This is a genomic window from Skermanella mucosa (assembly GCF_016765655.2).
In the GTDB taxonomy this organism is placed as follows: Bacteria; Pseudomonadota; Alphaproteobacteria; order Azospirillales; family Azospirillaceae; genus Skermanella; species Skermanella mucosa.
In genome coordinates this window covers 428,827-442,742 of sequence record NZ_CP086106.1, presented here as the reverse complement: position 1 = coordinate 442,742, position 13,916 = coordinate 428,827, and the positions used below count along the sequence as shown (strand labels likewise).

The window sequence follows — 13,916 nt, the reverse complement described above, 5'->3', positions numbered from 1 at the left end:
TGCGCGGGCGGCGGCGCGGCCTGGGGCCGGCGCGGTGCCGCCGCGCTGATTGTTCCTGGTGCCGGTCATTCCCGCGCGGCAGGGGCCTGAGCGGCGGGGGCCGGAACGGCCGGCACCTGGGCGACCTGGACCGCCGGAGCCTTCGGGGCGTTGGAGGCGAACTCCTCCTTGGCCTCGACCAGCCACTGGGCGAACCGCTCCTTGGAGACCGCCTCGATCGCGATCGGCATGTAGCCGTGGTTGGTGCCGCAGATCTCCGAGCACTGGCCGTAATAGACGCCTTCGCGGTCGATCCGCGCCCAGGTCTCGTTCAGGCGGCCGGGGATGGCGTCCTTCTTGATGCCCAGGGACGGCATGGCCCAGCTGTGCAGCACGTCGCCCGCGGTGACGATGATGCGGATGTTGGTGTCGACCGGCAGCACGATCCGGTTGTCCACCTCGAGCAGGCGGCGCTGGCCGGGCTGGATGTCCTCGTCCGGGATCATGTAGCTGCTGAAGGTCAGGTCCTCATGGTCCGGATACTGGTACTCCCAGTACCACTGGTGGCCGATGACCTTCAGGGTCATCTCGGCGTTCTCGGCTTTGTCCATGAAGTACAGGACCTTGAACGACGGCACCGCGATCACGACCAGGATGACCACCGGCAGCACGGTCCAGGCGACTTCCAGGATCGTGTTGTGGGAGGTCCGGGTCGGGTTCGGGTTCGCCTTGGCGTTGAAGCGGACCATGACGTAGATGAGCAGCGCCAGCACCAGCAGGGTGATGCCGGTGATGACCACCAGGAGCAGATTGTGGAAGTCCGTCAGCTGCTCCTTGACGGGGGAGGCCGACGCCTGGAGGCCGAGCTGCCAGGAGTGCGGCTCCCCGACAGCGGGTTGACCCTGGGCCAGGGCGGCACCGGCGCTGCCGAATACGGAAAACAAAAAGGCCGTCAAGACGGCGCCTATCCTGTGCACATTCATCCCTAACCACTCTTCCTTGCGGCGGAGCCGCCCGCTCCGCATGTCTGACGAAACCCGTCCCCCGCTTCGCGCGGGGTGATTCTTGTGGCCGGCTCCTTCCGGCCGCCCCGGGGAACGCACGGATGGACCCGCGTGCCCCGGCGCCGGAGACCGCCGTGCGGCTGAACATACCTGTTTGTTCATGACCCGATCAACCGGCGCTCCCGATCAGGGAGGTACATATCGTCGCAGGTGCGCCTGAATTGATCCCGCTCAAAGATCATGGTTTTTACATACGCGCTCGACATCCCCGGCGTCAACTTGACGCAGCGGACCGATCCGTCTGATTTGGCTATATTTTCTGCATAATCCGAGGATCCTTGGCAGGACTGGCGCGGTTCGGCGGAAGGACGGCGGGGCAGCATCCATGATGACGCACATGGTGTGCGCTTTCGCCGCATGCCGGCCGGGGGAAGACTGGGGCATGCAACCCGTCCCGTGAACAGCCTCGGGAAAAGTGGTATCCTTATGGGTATGTTCGGCGTGGGCGGCCGAGCACCCGCAGTCGCAACATGCCGTCGATAGAGACCAGTCCATGGCCAAGAAGACCGAATCCGAAGCCATCGCCAACCAGTTGTCCTTCGCCGTGAAGGAGCTTTCCAGGGTCGCCGAGCGCCTCCGCCAGGCCGGCTATGCCGAGATCAGCGACGAGATCCAGACCCTGGCGAACAGCGGCAGCTTCTTCGCCGACGAGTTCGCCCGCCTGTCCCGCGAGCGGGCGGGCTGAGGGAGCGGGGCGGCGGCCGGCGCCCCCCTACCCCACCGGCACCCGCTCGCGGTACTTGCGGATCGCGGCGTTGACCTGGTCCGACAGGTCAGCCGGCGCGCGGTCGGGGTTGAGGCCCGCCATGATGGCGTCGGACAGGGGTCGCAGCAGGCGGAGCGCCGCGGGTTCGCTGACCCGGCCGCTGTTCACCATCCGCTGGCCCAGGTTGCGCAGTTCGGTCACCATCTCCACGAGCGCCGCATAGGGCGTGCCGGGCAGCCGGTCGAGCAGGTCATCGCAGGCGTCTATCAGGGATTCCAGGTATTCGCGGTTGGCGGCATCGTCGTTCAGGGCGGGCGTGCCGGAGACGATCAGGCCGGCCAGGAAAGTCACCTGGAAGGCGTCGCGGCGTCGCTTCTCCTCGTCGATCTGGCACTGGGCGCGGGCGATCACCTCGTCCATGGCGGCGAGCTCGGCGGAGCGGCCCTCAGCCTTGGCGCGCAGGGTGTTGGGCACGTCGAACAGCGGGATCGAGCTGGGGCCGCGCGCCGGGTCCTTGCGGCGGTCGGGGCCGATATAGGCCGAGGTGACGATGAAGGGCTTGCGCTGGCGGACCAATCCTATCAGCCGCTCCATGACGGCATTGACCGACAGGGGCTTCACCAGCAGGCCGTCGGCCCCGCTCTCGACGATCGCGCGGACGCGCTCGTTGCTGGCGATCGAGGTCGTCATGATCACGGTCACGAAAGGATTCCGCCCCAACTTGCCGTGGCGGATCGAGCGGACAAGCCCGCATGGGTCCTCGCCCTCCAGGTCGGCGTCGAGCACGACCACGTCGGGCGTGTCACGCCCCTCCTCCAGCAGTGCGCGGAGCGACCGGATGTCGGGAACGTCGACGATCCCCGAGAAACCCTCCGCCTGGAGGAGGGATTTGAGGGCGATGCGGACCGAGAGGTTGCCCTCCCCCATCAGAATGCCGATCTTCGGCCGGTGCGCCCTGGCGATCATTCAATCAATCCGCGATCGTCGCTCCCGTTGGTTCGGCAGCGGTCATATGAGCTTGGTCATGGTCATGAGAATGACATGCCGTTTTCAGACGGCAAGCGCGACAGTCGCATATCGGGCGGGAGCAATGTCGCAGCCCGGCGGTTGAGGGAGGGGTGAAGCCGCTGCCGCGGCCGGAGCCAACAGTTCGAGGATCGGCGACATGACAGACACCAGCAGCTCCCAGATCGCCCGGCGCATGACCGCCGGCCTCTTCCCGGCTCCCCTGGCGGGCGGCCCGAATATGCCGGGATGGAACGCGGCAGGACTGGGGTTCCACTCCTTCAATACCGCGGGCGGGCGCGACGTGGCGCTTATAGCGGAACTGAACGACCTTCTGCAGCTCGACTGCGACGCGGTGGGAGCCTATACGCTGGCGATCGCGGCGCTGCGCGACGGCGGCCTGCGCGACCGGCTGGCCCAGTACCGCGAGGACCACGAGCGGCACATCGCCGATCTGATCGATCTGATCAGGACGCGGGACGGCGTGCCGATCCGGCTGCCGCACTTCCCGACCGGCCTGTTCAAGCTGCTGGTCCAGGCCGGCGGGTCGGCCGGAAGCCTGGCCGGCGGCGACCGCGCGGTGCTGCTGGCCTTCGTCACCAACGAGGGACAGGCCCGCGACAAGTACCGCCGCCATGCCCGGGGCGACCATCCGGCCGACGTGGAGGCGATGCTGAAGCGGGCCGCCCGCGACGAGGAGACCCATTTCGAATGGGCCTGGGACGCGCTGGACCGGCTCGGCGCCGGGCGCGGGACTTTTCCGGGTATCGCGGCCGAGAGCTTCGGCCTCTTCCACGGCGCCACCGCCGATATCGTCGAGGCGGCCGGCAGGCTGGGACTGGACATGCTGGCGCGGACCCTTCGGCGCGTCTGAACCACGCGGGGCGCCCGGGTCCGGAGGGCGCGGTATCGGAGGAGTAGGCGGCAACAAGTCCTGCCGCTGCGGCGTTTGGATGCCGACGCCGACGGAGGCCCGGAGCCGGCAGGACTCCAGGGGACGGCTCCGGGCGACCAGCAAGCACGAAGAGGACATCCATGACCAGCTCGCATGAACCCGACGCGCGTCGGGGGAACTTGCGGTACTACCTGTTGGGACTGGCCGTGGTGGCGGTCATCGCGGTGATCGCGGCAATCTCCTTCGGGGTCCAGAGCAGCAGGCTGGAGGAACAGCTCGCCCAGCGCGAGCGGGAACACCAGCAGACCCTCGCCGCCGTGACGGGCGAGCGCGACACGGCCCGCGAGGAGCGGCAAGCCTTCCAGGGCGACCTGGAGCGGCTGCGCACCACCGTGGAGGACGAGCGCCGGCTGGCCGGCGAGGTGAACCGGCTGGGCCAGGAGATCCAGTCCGCCCAGCAACAGCTCCAGGAGCTCAACTCCCAGAGGGAAGCGGCCCAGGCCGAGACCCAGGCGATCCTGCAGCAGCGCGCCGAGGCCGAGCAGCAGACGGCGCAGGTCGTCGAGCAGCTTCGCCAGCAGACCCAGCAGCTGGAACGGACCCAGGCCCAGGTCGCCGAGTCCGGACAGCAGCAGGCCGCCATCCGCGACCAGCTGGCCGCGATGACCGACCAGGTCGCCCAGCGGACGTCGGAGGCCGAGCAGATCGCCCAGCGCGTCGCCGAGGTCCGCCAGCAGGAAGCGCAGCTCCGCGACAGCGTCGCGGCGCTCAGCCAGGAGTCCGCCACGAAAGCCGACCAGGCGGCTCAGGCCGCCCAGCAGGCCGAGGCCGCGGTCGCCCAGCTCGACCAGTCCCGGCAGGAGCTGAATCGGGTCCGCCAGGAGTTGGCCGATGCCAACGACCAGCTCACCGGCGCCCGGCAGGAACTGGAGAACGCCCGCCGCGAGCTGGAGCAGACGGTCCAGCAAAACCAGCAGGCGGCCGCCGAGATCGAGCAGCGCCGTCAGGAGCTGGCCGGGATCGTTCAGCAGATCGAGCAGCGCAACGCCGAGCTGGGCTCGGCCGACCAGCGGCTCGCCGACCTTACGGCCCGGGCCGACGCCCAGCAGGCCCGCCTTGAGGAAGTGGTCGAGAGCGCCCGGCAGGCGCGCGAGGCCGAGGTGGAAGCCCGCCGCAACGTCGCCCGGCTGAGCGACGACGTGACCGGCCGCACCGGCGAGCTCCAGGCGGTCGAGCAGCGCATCCAGGAGGCCCGCCAGACCCTTCAGCAGGAGCAGCAGGGGCTGGCGCAGCTCCGCGACCAGGTGGCCGAACAGACCGCCCAGCTCCAGGCGCTGGAGCAGCGCCGGATGGAGGGGATCCAGCAGCCCGGCGGCGAGGCGGCCCCCCAGCAGCAGCAGCCGGAACAGGCGCCGGCGCAGCAGTAAGGAAGACGGCGTGAAAAAGCCCGCCTCCCCGATCGGGGGGGGCGGGCTTTTTCACGCGTGTGCCGCGCCGACGTCAGGGACGGGTCTGCGGAGTCACCGTGGTGGTCGTCTCGGCCCTGGCGGGAGAGCCCGAACTCAGGCCCGGTCCGTTCGGCGCCTCGAACACCTTCGCGGCGTCGCGGGCCTTGATCGAAGCGGTATCGCGGCCGAGCAGCGTGTCCGGGGACGGGGCGTTGCCTTCCGGGGCGCCGGGGCGCGAAGACGAGACATGCTGGTGGTGGGTGTCGGGATCGACATAGTCCACCCTGTGCCGCTCCGCCCCGCCGTACCGGGGGCCGCCATGGGCGGGAGCGCCGTAGTCGAACGCATCCTCGGTCAGCACCGCGTCGTCGTAATCGAACTCTTCGAGCCGCCCCGCCCGCTCCGGAGTCCAGCGGTCGCGCCGCTTCTCGCCGCGCGACCCGGCGATGGCAAGCCAGGCGACGCTGATCGCCAGCAGCGCCACGGGGATCGGGTTGTCACGCACGGTCGTCGAGAGATTCGACACGAAGGTCTGACCCTGGCCGCTGCTGCGCAGATAGCCCCAGACCTCGTCCATCATGCGGCCCGGCGAGAGACGGTCCTCGATGGCCGCAAGGGTCGCGGCGGTATTCTGCCGGGTCTGTTCGATTTCCCGTTCGATCTGCTCCGGGGTCCTTTGGTCCGTGTTCGCCATCTCCAGCCTTCCATTGCATTGAGTCGCGGCTCTTCCTGCCGCCTTCTCCTGCAAACCACCCGGTCCCCCGTTAGTTCCGGGTACGCCCCCCGGCGGCGGTCCGGGGCTGGGGCGCCAGGCCGCCGCCCTGGTCGATCCAGGCGGCATGGTTGGCATGGATCCAGGCGGGGATCATCAGGCTGGCGATGGCCAGCAGCGCGATCGCCGTCTTGGTCCCTTCGGCGAAGGGGCCGATCCTGCCGTCGAACCCGAGGATCACGTACACCACCACCACATGGAAAGCATAGACCTGGAGCGAATGCTTGCCGATGAAGGTCAGGAACCGCCACGTGAACAGCCGGTTCAGCCAGATGCCGGCGGTCCGCGCGACCGGCGATGCCGCCTCGCGACCGGCGACCAGCAGCCAGGCGACCAGGTAGGCCAGCCCCGCGAAGTTCAGCAGGTAGACGAGGGCGAACTCTCCCCGGTTGTTGTAGAGGTCGAACCGCAGCGCCATGCTGTCGGGCACGAGGCCGTTGGTGAAGCCCAGCCTGAAGGCCATGAACAGCAGGACCAGCACGATCGAGACCTTCAGCAGGTCGGTGCGCCGGGGCGAGAACCAGCGGTCCCAATCCAGCTTGCCCCGGGCGTCGGCCGCGCCGAGCAGCAGCCCGGTGACGAACACGATCTGCCAGCCGAGCGGGTTGAAGTGGCCGCGCAGCACGAAGCCGGGGGCGAAGGCTCCGACCGTCTCCTGGAAGATCCGGATCGCCGGCAGATGGATCCCCAGCTGAACCATCATCCACAGCAGGACGCTGCCGCCCAGCACCTCGCGCCAGTAACCGCGCGCGACCCAGCGCAGCAGCAGCGGCGACGCGACCAGATAGGCGATGTACTGCGGCAGGATGTCCATGAAGGTGGGCTGGTAAAGCAGCAGGAACGCCGAGACGGCGGTCAGGGTCGGCGTCTGGTACATCTCCCACATGTAATGGCCCCAGAGAGGGCGGGAGTTGGGCACCAGCACGGCCAGGAACAGGACCAGCGCCAGCACGACGACCGCGTAGACATAGAGTTCGTAGGCCCGATTGAGGATCTTGGCGTCCATCAGGGACGTCTGCCCCTTCGCGATCATGCGCGTGTAGTAGAGCCCAATGATGACGCCGGAGATGAAGACGAACCCCTGGGCATCTTCGACATAACCCAGTTCGCAGTGGTTGAAGAGCGCGAGCAACAGGTCGCCCTGGAAAGGTAAATGGTTAATCATCATAAATACGAGGAAATAACCGCGCAAACCGTCGAGGATTGCAAAACGCTTCATGGCACACTCCGCGCCCGGGGCGACTGCGTTCTTGTTTACAGGAAATTTGATTTATACAGGTCGAATGAACCGTTGCTGATCATGTTCATTCCCAGGGGGGTCTTTCAATACCCCTTTGAGTTCAAAGGGCAGCGAAGGGATCGAGCCGATCGCTCTGCGCCGGAGGGAACCGTTCCGCTTCCGCCGGGCGTTTGCCTTGGTTGCGCATCGGCAACACCGCCGCCGGGAATGATCCGCGCGCCCTGCAATTCACACTTCGGCCACGATTGGAACCGATAGGCTCTGCCGTCGCCGGGCATCCCGCCAGGCTCATGGCGGCGTCACAGCAACAGCAGCCGAGCGAGCGCTTCCGAACCATGGCCAGGCAAGTCTTCCCCGCAGTTCTGTCCGCTATCGTCTGGATCGGCATGATGGCCGGGAGCGCCGCGGGACAGGCTCCCGAGCAGTGTGCCGCCCCGTCGCTGATGATCCCCGCCTCGGCGCGCGAGCTGCCAAGGACCAGCGCGGCGCTCAGCCGCAAGAAGGATTTGCGCATCGTCGCGGTCGGCTCTTCGAGCACCCAGGGGACGGGCAGCTCGGGACCGGCCATGACCTATCCCGCGCAGCTCGACCGGATCCTGGAAGCCCGCTTTCCCGGCGTGAAGATCGAGGTGGTGAACAAGGGGATCGGGGGCGAGAAGGCGGCGGGGACCCTGGCCCGGCTCGACCGCGACGTGCTGGCGCTGAAGCCCGACCTGGTGATCTGGCAGCTAGGCACCAACGACGCGCTGGGCAAGGTCGACGCGAAGCTCTTCGGTATCCAGGCGACGGAAGGTATCCGGCGTATCCGGGAGGCGGGCGCCGACCTGATGCTGCTGGAGCCGCAGTTCCTGCCCAAGCAGGCGGGCAACGCGACCTACGCCGCATATGTGGACGCGGTCCGCGCCCTGGGAGCGGCGCACGGCATCCCCGTGTTCCGCCGCAGCGAGGTGATGAAACACTGGCTGGACAACAAGCAGTTCACCCCGGCCACCATGCTGTCCAGCGACCAGCTGCACATGACCGACGCGAGCTATCGCTGCCTTGCGGAACTGATGGCCGACGCCATCGTCCCGGCGACGATTCCGGCGGTCCAGCCGCCCGCCGGTCAGACGATCAAGGTGCTGAGCGGCCCGACCGCGGTGCGCAACGCGGAAATGCCCAGGTAGAACACGGCGCCGACGAAGCCCCAGCAGGCGACGGCGGCGGTCAGCGCCAGGATCGCCTGCATCTGGACGGGCAACTGCTCTTCGGGGCCTTCCGAAAACCGCGACATCATACGCTCGCCGGCAATCCGGCGTATCAGCACGTTCATGTCGAATCCGAGTCCGTTGTTCATGTCGATCCTCCCCCATACCGGGCGATGCTAGTTATGGAAACATTTGGAGAGGGTGTCAAAAATGTGACATCCCGGCTTCCGTTGGAAGAAAAGCCGTACGGAGAGGAGAGGCGGCGGGCAATGCCGATGGAAGCATTTGCCTCTCTTTGGTCGTAACACCGGCCGGGTCACTGACGGAACACGCTCCTGACCGGCTATGATCGCGCCGGAACCGGAAGTTTTTTTCTCATGAAGGCTTCTGCCAACGGACCGGGCAGAAGACCGGGGGACTAGGACATGTTGGGGATCGCCGCCGTCGCAATGCCGATGGGGTTCCTGTTCGGCTCGGGCTGCGCCGACCGGCCGACCGTGGTGGAACTGTTCACGTCGGAAGGATGCTCGTCATCGCCGGCGGCAGACGTGCTGCTGAACGAGCTGGCCGGCCGGCCCGACGTCCTGGCGCTGTCATTCCATGTGGATTGCTGGGACGATCTCGGCTGGGCCGACCCGTTCGCCACGGACTGGGCGACCCGGCGCCAGCGCGACTACAACGACGCCCTCGGCCGGTCCTCGGTCTACACGCCGCAGATGGTGATCGACGGATCGGCCGAGGTGTTCGGCGGCAACGCCCGCCTGGTCGGCCAGGCCGTCGCGGCGCGGCGCGCTGCGCACGGGCAGACACGGCGAAGCAGGACCGGCGTCGGCCTCCGGGAGCAGGCCGGCGGACTGGACATCACGATTCCCGCCGGCCACCGGAAGCGCGAGACCCGCATCCTTGCGGTGCGCTACGATCTGCGGCGCGGCGTCCTGGTAAAGGCGGGCGAGAACCGCGGCCGCCGGCTTTCCCACAGCCATGTGGTGCGCGACGTGACCGATCTGGGCGCCTGGACAGGCGACTCCTGCCGGCTGCGCACATTGCCGGCGCCGGCTGGCCAGGGGGTGGCCGTGCTGGTCCAGGAACTCGACGAGGCGGGCCGTCCGGCCGCCATCCTGGGCGCGGCGCGCCAGGAACGCAGCCTCCTGGGGGTTGGCGCCGATCCGTGGGAGGCGGTCACCCGCATGGTCCGGGCGAGCCGCGGCGGCGGGGCGACTCCGCTTTAGCAGCCCCCTCCGGCCCCCGAGGAGCCCAGGAACTTCTCCAGCAGGGCGCGGGCCGCCGCGGTCGGGGTCGTCTCGGCATGGGTCACCGCCTGCTCGGCGCAGGGCAGTTCCGCGCGGACGGCGGGGTGGCGGCGGAAGGCGTCGGTCAGGGTTTCGGCGATCTCGCTCCACATCCAGGCGCGCGCCTGCTCGGCCCGGCGGGCGTCCAGGGCGCCGGAGGCGGACAGGGTGCCCCGGTAGCGCCCGACGGTCTCCCAGATCTCCGGCACGCCGGTTCCGGTCGCGGCCGAGCAGGTCAGCACAGGCACCTTCCAGTCCTTCGACGGCGAGCGCAGCAGCGCCAGCGCGTGCCGGTACTCGGCGACGGCGTGGCGGGCCGCGTCGACCAGGGCGCCGTCGGCCTTGTTGACCACAATCAGGTCGGCCAGCTCGACGATCCCCTTCTTGATGCCCTGGAGCTCGTCGCCGCCGCCGGGCAGCAGCAGGAGCATGAACAGGTCGACCATGTCAGCCACGGCGGTTTCCGACTGGCCGACGCCGACCGTCTCGACCACGACGACGTCGTAGCCGGCCGCCTCGCAGGCGAGCATGGCTTCCCGGGTGCGCCGGGCGACGCCGCCCAGGGTGCCGCCGCTGGGCGACGGCCGGATGAAGGCGGCAGGGTTGCGGGTCAGCTCCTCCATCCGGGTCTTGTCGCCCAGGATCGAGCCGCCGGTGCGCTGGGAGGACGGATCCACCGCCAGCACCGCGATCCGGTGCCCCTGCCCGATCACGTGAAGGCCGAAGGTCTCGATGAAGGTGGACTTGCCGACGCCCGGCACGCCCGAGATGCCGATCCGCACCGACCTGCCGGTATGGGGCAGAAGCTCGGCCAGAAGCGCCTCGGCGCGCTCGCGGTGGTCGGGCCGGCTCGACTCGATCATCGTGATGGCGCGGGCCAGGGCGCGCCGGTCGCCCGAGCGGATCGCCTCCGCGGTTTCGGCGGCGGGCGGCACGGCGGCGCGGGAGGCGGCGCGGGAGGCGGAGGAGGATCTGCGCATCATGGCTTCAACCTACAGGGCGGCACGGCGGCGCTCAAGCGGCCGGCGCCGCCTGGACCGCGAGCCCGGCCCGGGAATGCCCGTCCTGGGCGGGGACGGTGCGCCAGGGCGGGAATTCCACCCGCGCCGTTGTTCCGCAGCCGACCTTGCTTTCCAGCACCAGCCGGCCCTGGTGCAGGTTGGCGATCGCGTTGACCAGCGACAGGCCGAGTCCGGTGCCGCCGACCTGGCGGGTCAGGCTGTTGTCCACCTGGTAGAACGGTTCCAGCACGCGGTCGAGGTGCTCTTCCGCGATGCCGATGCCGGTGTCCTGGACTTCGATCGCGACGCCGCCGTCCTGCAAGGCCAGGGTACGGCAGGTGACGGTGCCGCCGGCAGGCGTGAACTTCACCGCGTTGGACAGCAGGTTGACGACGATCTGCCGCACCGCCCGGGCATCGGCGTGCAGGTTGGGCGCCGTCGCAGGAATATGCCACTCCAGCTGGACGTCGCCCCGGCGCGCCAGGTCGGAGATCATCGAGCAGCACCGCGCCACCAGGGAGCCGAGATCGATCAGGTCCTCGTTGATCGTGCGCCGCCCGGCCTCGATCTTGGAGATGTCGAGCAGGTCGCTGATCAGCGACAGCAGGTGCTCGCCGGCGTGGCGGATGTCGTTGACGTATTCCTTGTACTTGGCGTCGCCCAGCGGCCCGAACAACTCGTCCGCCAGCAATTCGGAAAACCCGATGATCGCGTTGAGCGGCGTGCGCAGTTCGTGGCTCATGTTGGCCAGGAAGGCGGATTTGGAGCGGCTGGCGACCAGCGCCTGGTCGCGCGCGGTGCGCAGCGCCTCCTCCGTCCGGCGGTGGCTGGTGATGTCCTGGAACACCCAGGCCGACAGGGCGGTGCCGTCGTCCTCGGTATCGACCTTGAGCAGCGACCGCCGGCTGATCGAGACGGTGCGCTCGCCGGCGGCCGACGCCATCAGGGTGGTCTCCGCGCTGGCGCCCGGAATCATGGCGCGGATCGCCGGAGGCACGCCGAGCAGGCTCAGCACGTCGTCGATCCGGCGGCCGGCCACCTCGTCCGGGACGATGTCGAAGATGCGCCGGAACTCCCGGTTCATGGTGAAGGCGTGAAAGACCGAGTCCCCGGCCGCCCGGCGCGCCACCAGCACCGCCCCCGGCAGCACGTCGATCAGGCCGTGGACGGCGGGCTCGTCGAACCGGGTCCAGGTATGGAAGCGCCGGATGTCGCCCACCAGCCGGTCGGCCAGCCGGTCCGCACCGCCCGCCGCGGCGACCAGCCGCGCGGGCAGTTCCCCCCAGCCGTCCACCACCTCGGGCGACCAGGGCGGGCAGCGGCCCGTGACGGTCTGGCGCCAGCGCTCGAAGCTCTTGCGCGGGCTGAGCCGGCCATCCTCGGCGGAGGCGGGCTTCTGCGGATCGCCGCCCCAGAAGATCTCCTGGATGACCTCCCGCCGGAAAGCCAGCGCCACCAGCCTTGGCCGCGCCGCGAGCTCGACCATGAGCATTCCGGCGACGGTCTCGTCGAACGCGCTCGCCTGCGGCTCCAGCTCGTCCAGGCAGTCGGTGGCGACCACGGCGCCGCAGGTCCCGCCGGGCGCGGAAGTGCCGTGGCGCTCGACCAGGTGACGGATCTCGTGGGTGTCCGGCGTGCGGCCGAACGCGGCCACCGCACCGTCCACATAGAGGGCCACGCCATCCGCCATGCCGAGGTCGCGCAGGCCGCGGTCGCCGCAGAGCAGCGCCGCGACGCTGTCCCGTCCGCTGTCGAAGACGCCGTCGAGCGCCGCCAAGCGGGCTTCGGTGCGCCGGCGGGCCTGCGCGATGTCGGCGGCGATGCTGCGCTCCAGCGCTCCGGCGGCGATCAGGGCGATGCGGGACAGCAGGTCGCGCGTCCCGGCGCCGCACCTCCGCCCGGTCGCGTGGTGGCAGGCGATCAAGCCCCATAGCCGCCCTCCGACCATGAGCGAGGCGACCAGGGTGGCGCCGACGCCCATGTTGCGCAGGTATTCCAGATGGATCGGCGAGACCGCCCGCAGGTTGCTTCGGCCCAGGTCGACCGGCCGGGCGACGTCGCGCCCGGTGGGGTCGGCGACCAGCGGCACCACCTCGCCACGGACGTCGGCGATGGACCGAAGCAGGTTCACGCGGTAGAGCTCGCGCGCCTGCAGCGGGATGTCGCTGGCCGGGAAATGGAGGCCTAGGTAGGCCGGTTCGGTGGCGTGCCTGACCTCGGCGATGACGTCCCCGCTCCAGTCCGGCAGGAAACGGTATACCATCACCCGGTCGAACCCTGTGGACCGCGAGACCAGGTCCGCGGTCCGCCGGGCGATGTCGTATCGGGTGGCGCAGCCTTCGAGGTATTCGATGAAGCCGGCGAGATCCGGCGGCCCGGCGCCGCCCGGAGCGTCCTCCCCGGGTGGTTCGAGCTCGAGCAGCGCCCGGCCGTCATGGCGATGGAAGCGGGCCTCCAGCACCGGCCGGCCGGCAGGGGGCTCGAAATCGAAGCGGACCGCCGGACCGATGCCGCGGGCCTCTTCCGCGAGGGCCGCCCGTAGCGCCGCGGCGCCGGCCGGGCAACTCCGCTCCAGCGGGAAACCCAGCACCTCCTCCAGGGGGACGCCCAGGTAGCGGGCCAGGTTGGCCGCCGCGTGGGTCACCGTCAGGTCCGGCTCCGCGAGCACCAGCAGCGTGCCGTGCGCCTGGACCGCGCCCGGAATATGGATCGGCTCCCGGGCGCAATCGCTGAGCGACGGCGCTTCCGGCGCGGGGATCGCGGTCGGGACTAGATCGGTCATGGTCGGGGAGTCCCGCAGGAATCGCGAAGCTGGTCGAGCCAGCGTTCGAGAGCGGAGAACGTCGCTCCCGCCGCCTCGATCGCTTCCCGGCAGGTGTCTTCGGTGGTGACGAAACGGTCCAGCAATGCCTGGAGCGACCGGCGTTCCGCCGCCAGGTCGAGGCCGGCGGAAGCGAAATAGGCGGCGCCGCGGTCGGGGCCGACGCCAAGGCTGCGCTGGAGATGGGGCAGCATCGCCCGGCCCCCATGGGCCGAACCGTCCAGCACCCAGCGGCAGCCGAGCCGGGCCGCCGCCGTGGCGGGGTTCGGGAGGTCCCCGGCGAGCGGCGGCTCCGGCCTGTCGGCGCCGCCCTCCGCGAGGCATTCCAGGTCGGCGGCGAGCAGCGGCGCCCGGGCGGTCCGTCCCTCGGCTTCGGCGCCGAGCAGCGGCTCCATCGGGATGACGAACCCGTACAGCGCACGTACGGCGCCCAGATAGCCTTCCGGTGCCGGGTGGCGTTGCGTGAGCGGGCGAAGGACGGGGTGGAGATGCAGTCTTTCATGCACCGG

General features: G+C 69.5%; 13 protein-coding genes. 5 read left to right on the top strand and 8 right to left on the bottom strand.

Annotation, left to right across the window (positions count from 1 at the left end; all coding sequences use genetic code 11):
- Positions 1-65: 65 nt before the first annotated feature.
- Complete coding sequence (coxB, locus tag JL100_RS02035) at positions 66-935, bottom strand: cytochrome c oxidase subunit II (RefSeq protein ID WP_323378381.1); 870 nt, start codon at positions 933-935, stop codon at positions 66-68.
- A 601-nt stretch (positions 936-1,536) separates the two neighbouring features.
- On the opposite strand from coxB, the gene JL100_RS02030 reads away from it, so the two are divergent.
- On the top strand, positions 1,537-1,728 hold the full coding sequence (locus tag JL100_RS02030; RefSeq protein ID WP_202684406.1) for a hypothetical protein: 192 nt from the start codon (positions 1,537-1,539) through the stop codon (positions 1,726-1,728).
- 27 nt (positions 1,729-1,755) lie between these two features.
- On the opposite strand, the gene JL100_RS02025 is transcribed toward JL100_RS02030, so the two are convergent.
- Entirely contained in the window at positions 1,756-2,715 is a 960-nt protein-coding gene (locus JL100_RS02025) for a response regulator (protein WP_202684405.1), read from the bottom strand.
- Between the two features lie 199 nt (positions 2,716-2,914).
- Here JL100_RS02025 and JL100_RS02020 point away from each other — a divergent pair, with 199 nt between their 5' ends.
- Together JL100_RS02020 and JL100_RS02015 are read left to right on the top strand one after the other, a co-directional pair.
- Positions 2,915-3,628, top strand: coding sequence for a ferritin-like domain-containing protein (locus tag JL100_RS02020; protein WP_202684404.1), 714 nt, complete (start codon positions 2,915-2,917; stop codon positions 3,626-3,628).
- A 161-nt stretch (positions 3,629-3,789) separates the two neighbouring features.
- On the top strand, positions 3,790-5,076 hold the full coding sequence (locus JL100_RS02015; protein WP_202684403.1) for a coiled-coil domain-containing protein: 1,287 nt from the start codon (positions 3,790-3,792) through the stop codon (positions 5,074-5,076).
- Positions 5,077-5,149: 73 nt separating this feature from the next.
- On the opposite strand, the gene JL100_RS02010 is transcribed toward JL100_RS02015, so the two are convergent.
- Together JL100_RS02010 and JL100_RS02005 are read right to left on the bottom strand one after the other, a co-directional pair.
- Complete coding sequence (locus JL100_RS02010) at positions 5,150-5,791, bottom strand: DUF3618 domain-containing protein (protein WP_202684402.1); 642 nt, start codon at positions 5,789-5,791, stop codon at positions 5,150-5,152.
- A gap of 70 nt (positions 5,792-5,861) precedes the next feature.
- On the bottom strand, positions 5,862-7,034 hold the full coding sequence (locus tag JL100_RS02005) for an OpgC family protein (RefSeq protein WP_407697004.1): 1,173 nt from the start codon (positions 7,032-7,034) through the stop codon (positions 5,862-5,864).
- Between the two features lie 410 nt (positions 7,035-7,444).
- Here JL100_RS02005 and JL100_RS02000 point away from each other — a divergent pair, with 410 nt between their 5' ends.
- Complete coding sequence (locus JL100_RS02000) at positions 7,445-8,275, top strand: SGNH/GDSL hydrolase family protein (RefSeq protein WP_202684400.1); 831 nt, start codon at positions 7,445-7,447, stop codon at positions 8,273-8,275.
- On the opposite strand, the gene JL100_RS01995 is transcribed toward JL100_RS02000, so the two are convergent.
- Positions 8,215-8,445: a hypothetical protein gene (locus JL100_RS01995; protein WP_202684399.1), complete on the bottom strand. Its 231-nt coding sequence runs from the start codon at positions 8,443-8,445 to the stop codon at positions 8,215-8,217. The genes JL100_RS02000 and JL100_RS01995 overlap by 61 nt on opposite strands.
- Before the next feature lie 276 nt (positions 8,446-8,721).
- Here JL100_RS01995 and JL100_RS01990 point away from each other — a divergent pair, with 276 nt between their 5' ends.
- Positions 8,722-9,525 carry a DUF1223 domain-containing protein gene (locus JL100_RS01990; protein ID WP_202684398.1) on the top strand — a complete coding sequence of 268 codons (804 nt, stop codon included), beginning with the start codon at positions 8,722-8,724 and terminating at the stop codon, positions 9,523-9,525.
- On the opposite strand, the gene meaB is transcribed toward JL100_RS01990, so the two are convergent.
- From meaB to JL100_RS01975, 3 genes are read right to left on the bottom strand one after another with little or no spacing between them, the layout of a single operon-like run.
- Positions 9,522-10,565, bottom strand: coding sequence for a methylmalonyl Co-A mutase-associated GTPase MeaB (gene meaB, locus JL100_RS01985; protein ID WP_202684443.1), 1,044 nt, complete (start codon positions 10,563-10,565; stop codon positions 9,522-9,524). The two genes, JL100_RS01990 and meaB, sit on opposite strands and share 4 nt — an antisense overlap.
- Before the next feature lie 34 nt (positions 10,566-10,599).
- The gene (locus JL100_RS01980) at positions 10,600-13,368 is read right to left on the bottom strand and encodes an ATP-binding protein (protein ID WP_202684397.1); all 2,769 of its coding nucleotides are present in this window, start codon (positions 13,366-13,368) and stop codon (positions 10,600-10,602) included.
- Positions 13,365-13,913 (bottom strand): biliverdin-producing heme oxygenase, encoded by a 549-nt coding sequence (locus tag JL100_RS01975; protein WP_202684396.1) that lies wholly within the window; start codon positions 13,911-13,913, stop codon positions 13,365-13,367. Before JL100_RS01975 ends, JL100_RS01980 begins: the two co-directional genes overlap by 4 nt.
- Positions 13,914-13,916: the final 3 nt, after the last annotated feature.

Excerpts from the sequence above, each read along its gene's own strand:
- JL100_RS02025 (WP_202684405.1), bottom strand. The coding sequence starts at position 2,715 with ATGATCGCCAGGGCGCACCGGCCGAAGATCGGCATTCTGATGGGGGAG.
- JL100_RS02005 (WP_407697004.1), bottom strand. The coding sequence starts at position 7,034 with ATGATTAACCATTTACCTTTCCAGGGCGACCTGTTGCTCGCGCTCTTC.
- meaB (WP_202684443.1), bottom strand. The coding sequence starts at position 10,565 with ATGCGCAGATCCTCCTCCGCCTCCCGCGCCGCCTCCCGCGCCGCCGTG.
- JL100_RS02015 (WP_202684403.1), top strand. The coding sequence starts at position 3,790 with ATGACCAGCTCGCATGAACCCGACGCGCGTCGGGGGAACTTGCGGTAC.
- JL100_RS02010 (WP_202684402.1), bottom strand. The coding sequence starts at position 5,791 with ATGGCGAACACGGACCAAAGGACCCCGGAGCAGATCGAACGGGAAATC.
- JL100_RS01995 (WP_202684399.1), bottom strand. The coding sequence starts at position 8,445 with ATGAACAACGGACTCGGATTCGACATGAACGTGCTGATACGCCGGATT.
- JL100_RS02000 (WP_202684400.1), top strand. The coding sequence starts at position 7,445 with ATGGCCAGGCAAGTCTTCCCCGCAGTTCTGTCCGCTATCGTCTGGATC.
- JL100_RS02020 (WP_202684404.1), top strand. The coding sequence starts at position 2,915 with ATGACAGACACCAGCAGCTCCCAGATCGCCCGGCGCATGACCGCCGGC.
- JL100_RS01980 (WP_202684397.1), bottom strand. The coding sequence starts at position 13,368 with ATGACCGATCTAGTCCCGACCGCGATCCCCGCGCCGGAAGCGCCGTCG.
- JL100_RS01990 (WP_202684398.1), top strand. The coding sequence starts at position 8,722 with ATGTTGGGGATCGCCGCCGTCGCAATGCCGATGGGGTTCCTGTTCGGC.
- JL100_RS02030 (WP_202684406.1), top strand. The coding sequence starts at position 1,537 with ATGGCCAAGAAGACCGAATCCGAAGCCATCGCCAACCAGTTGTCCTTC.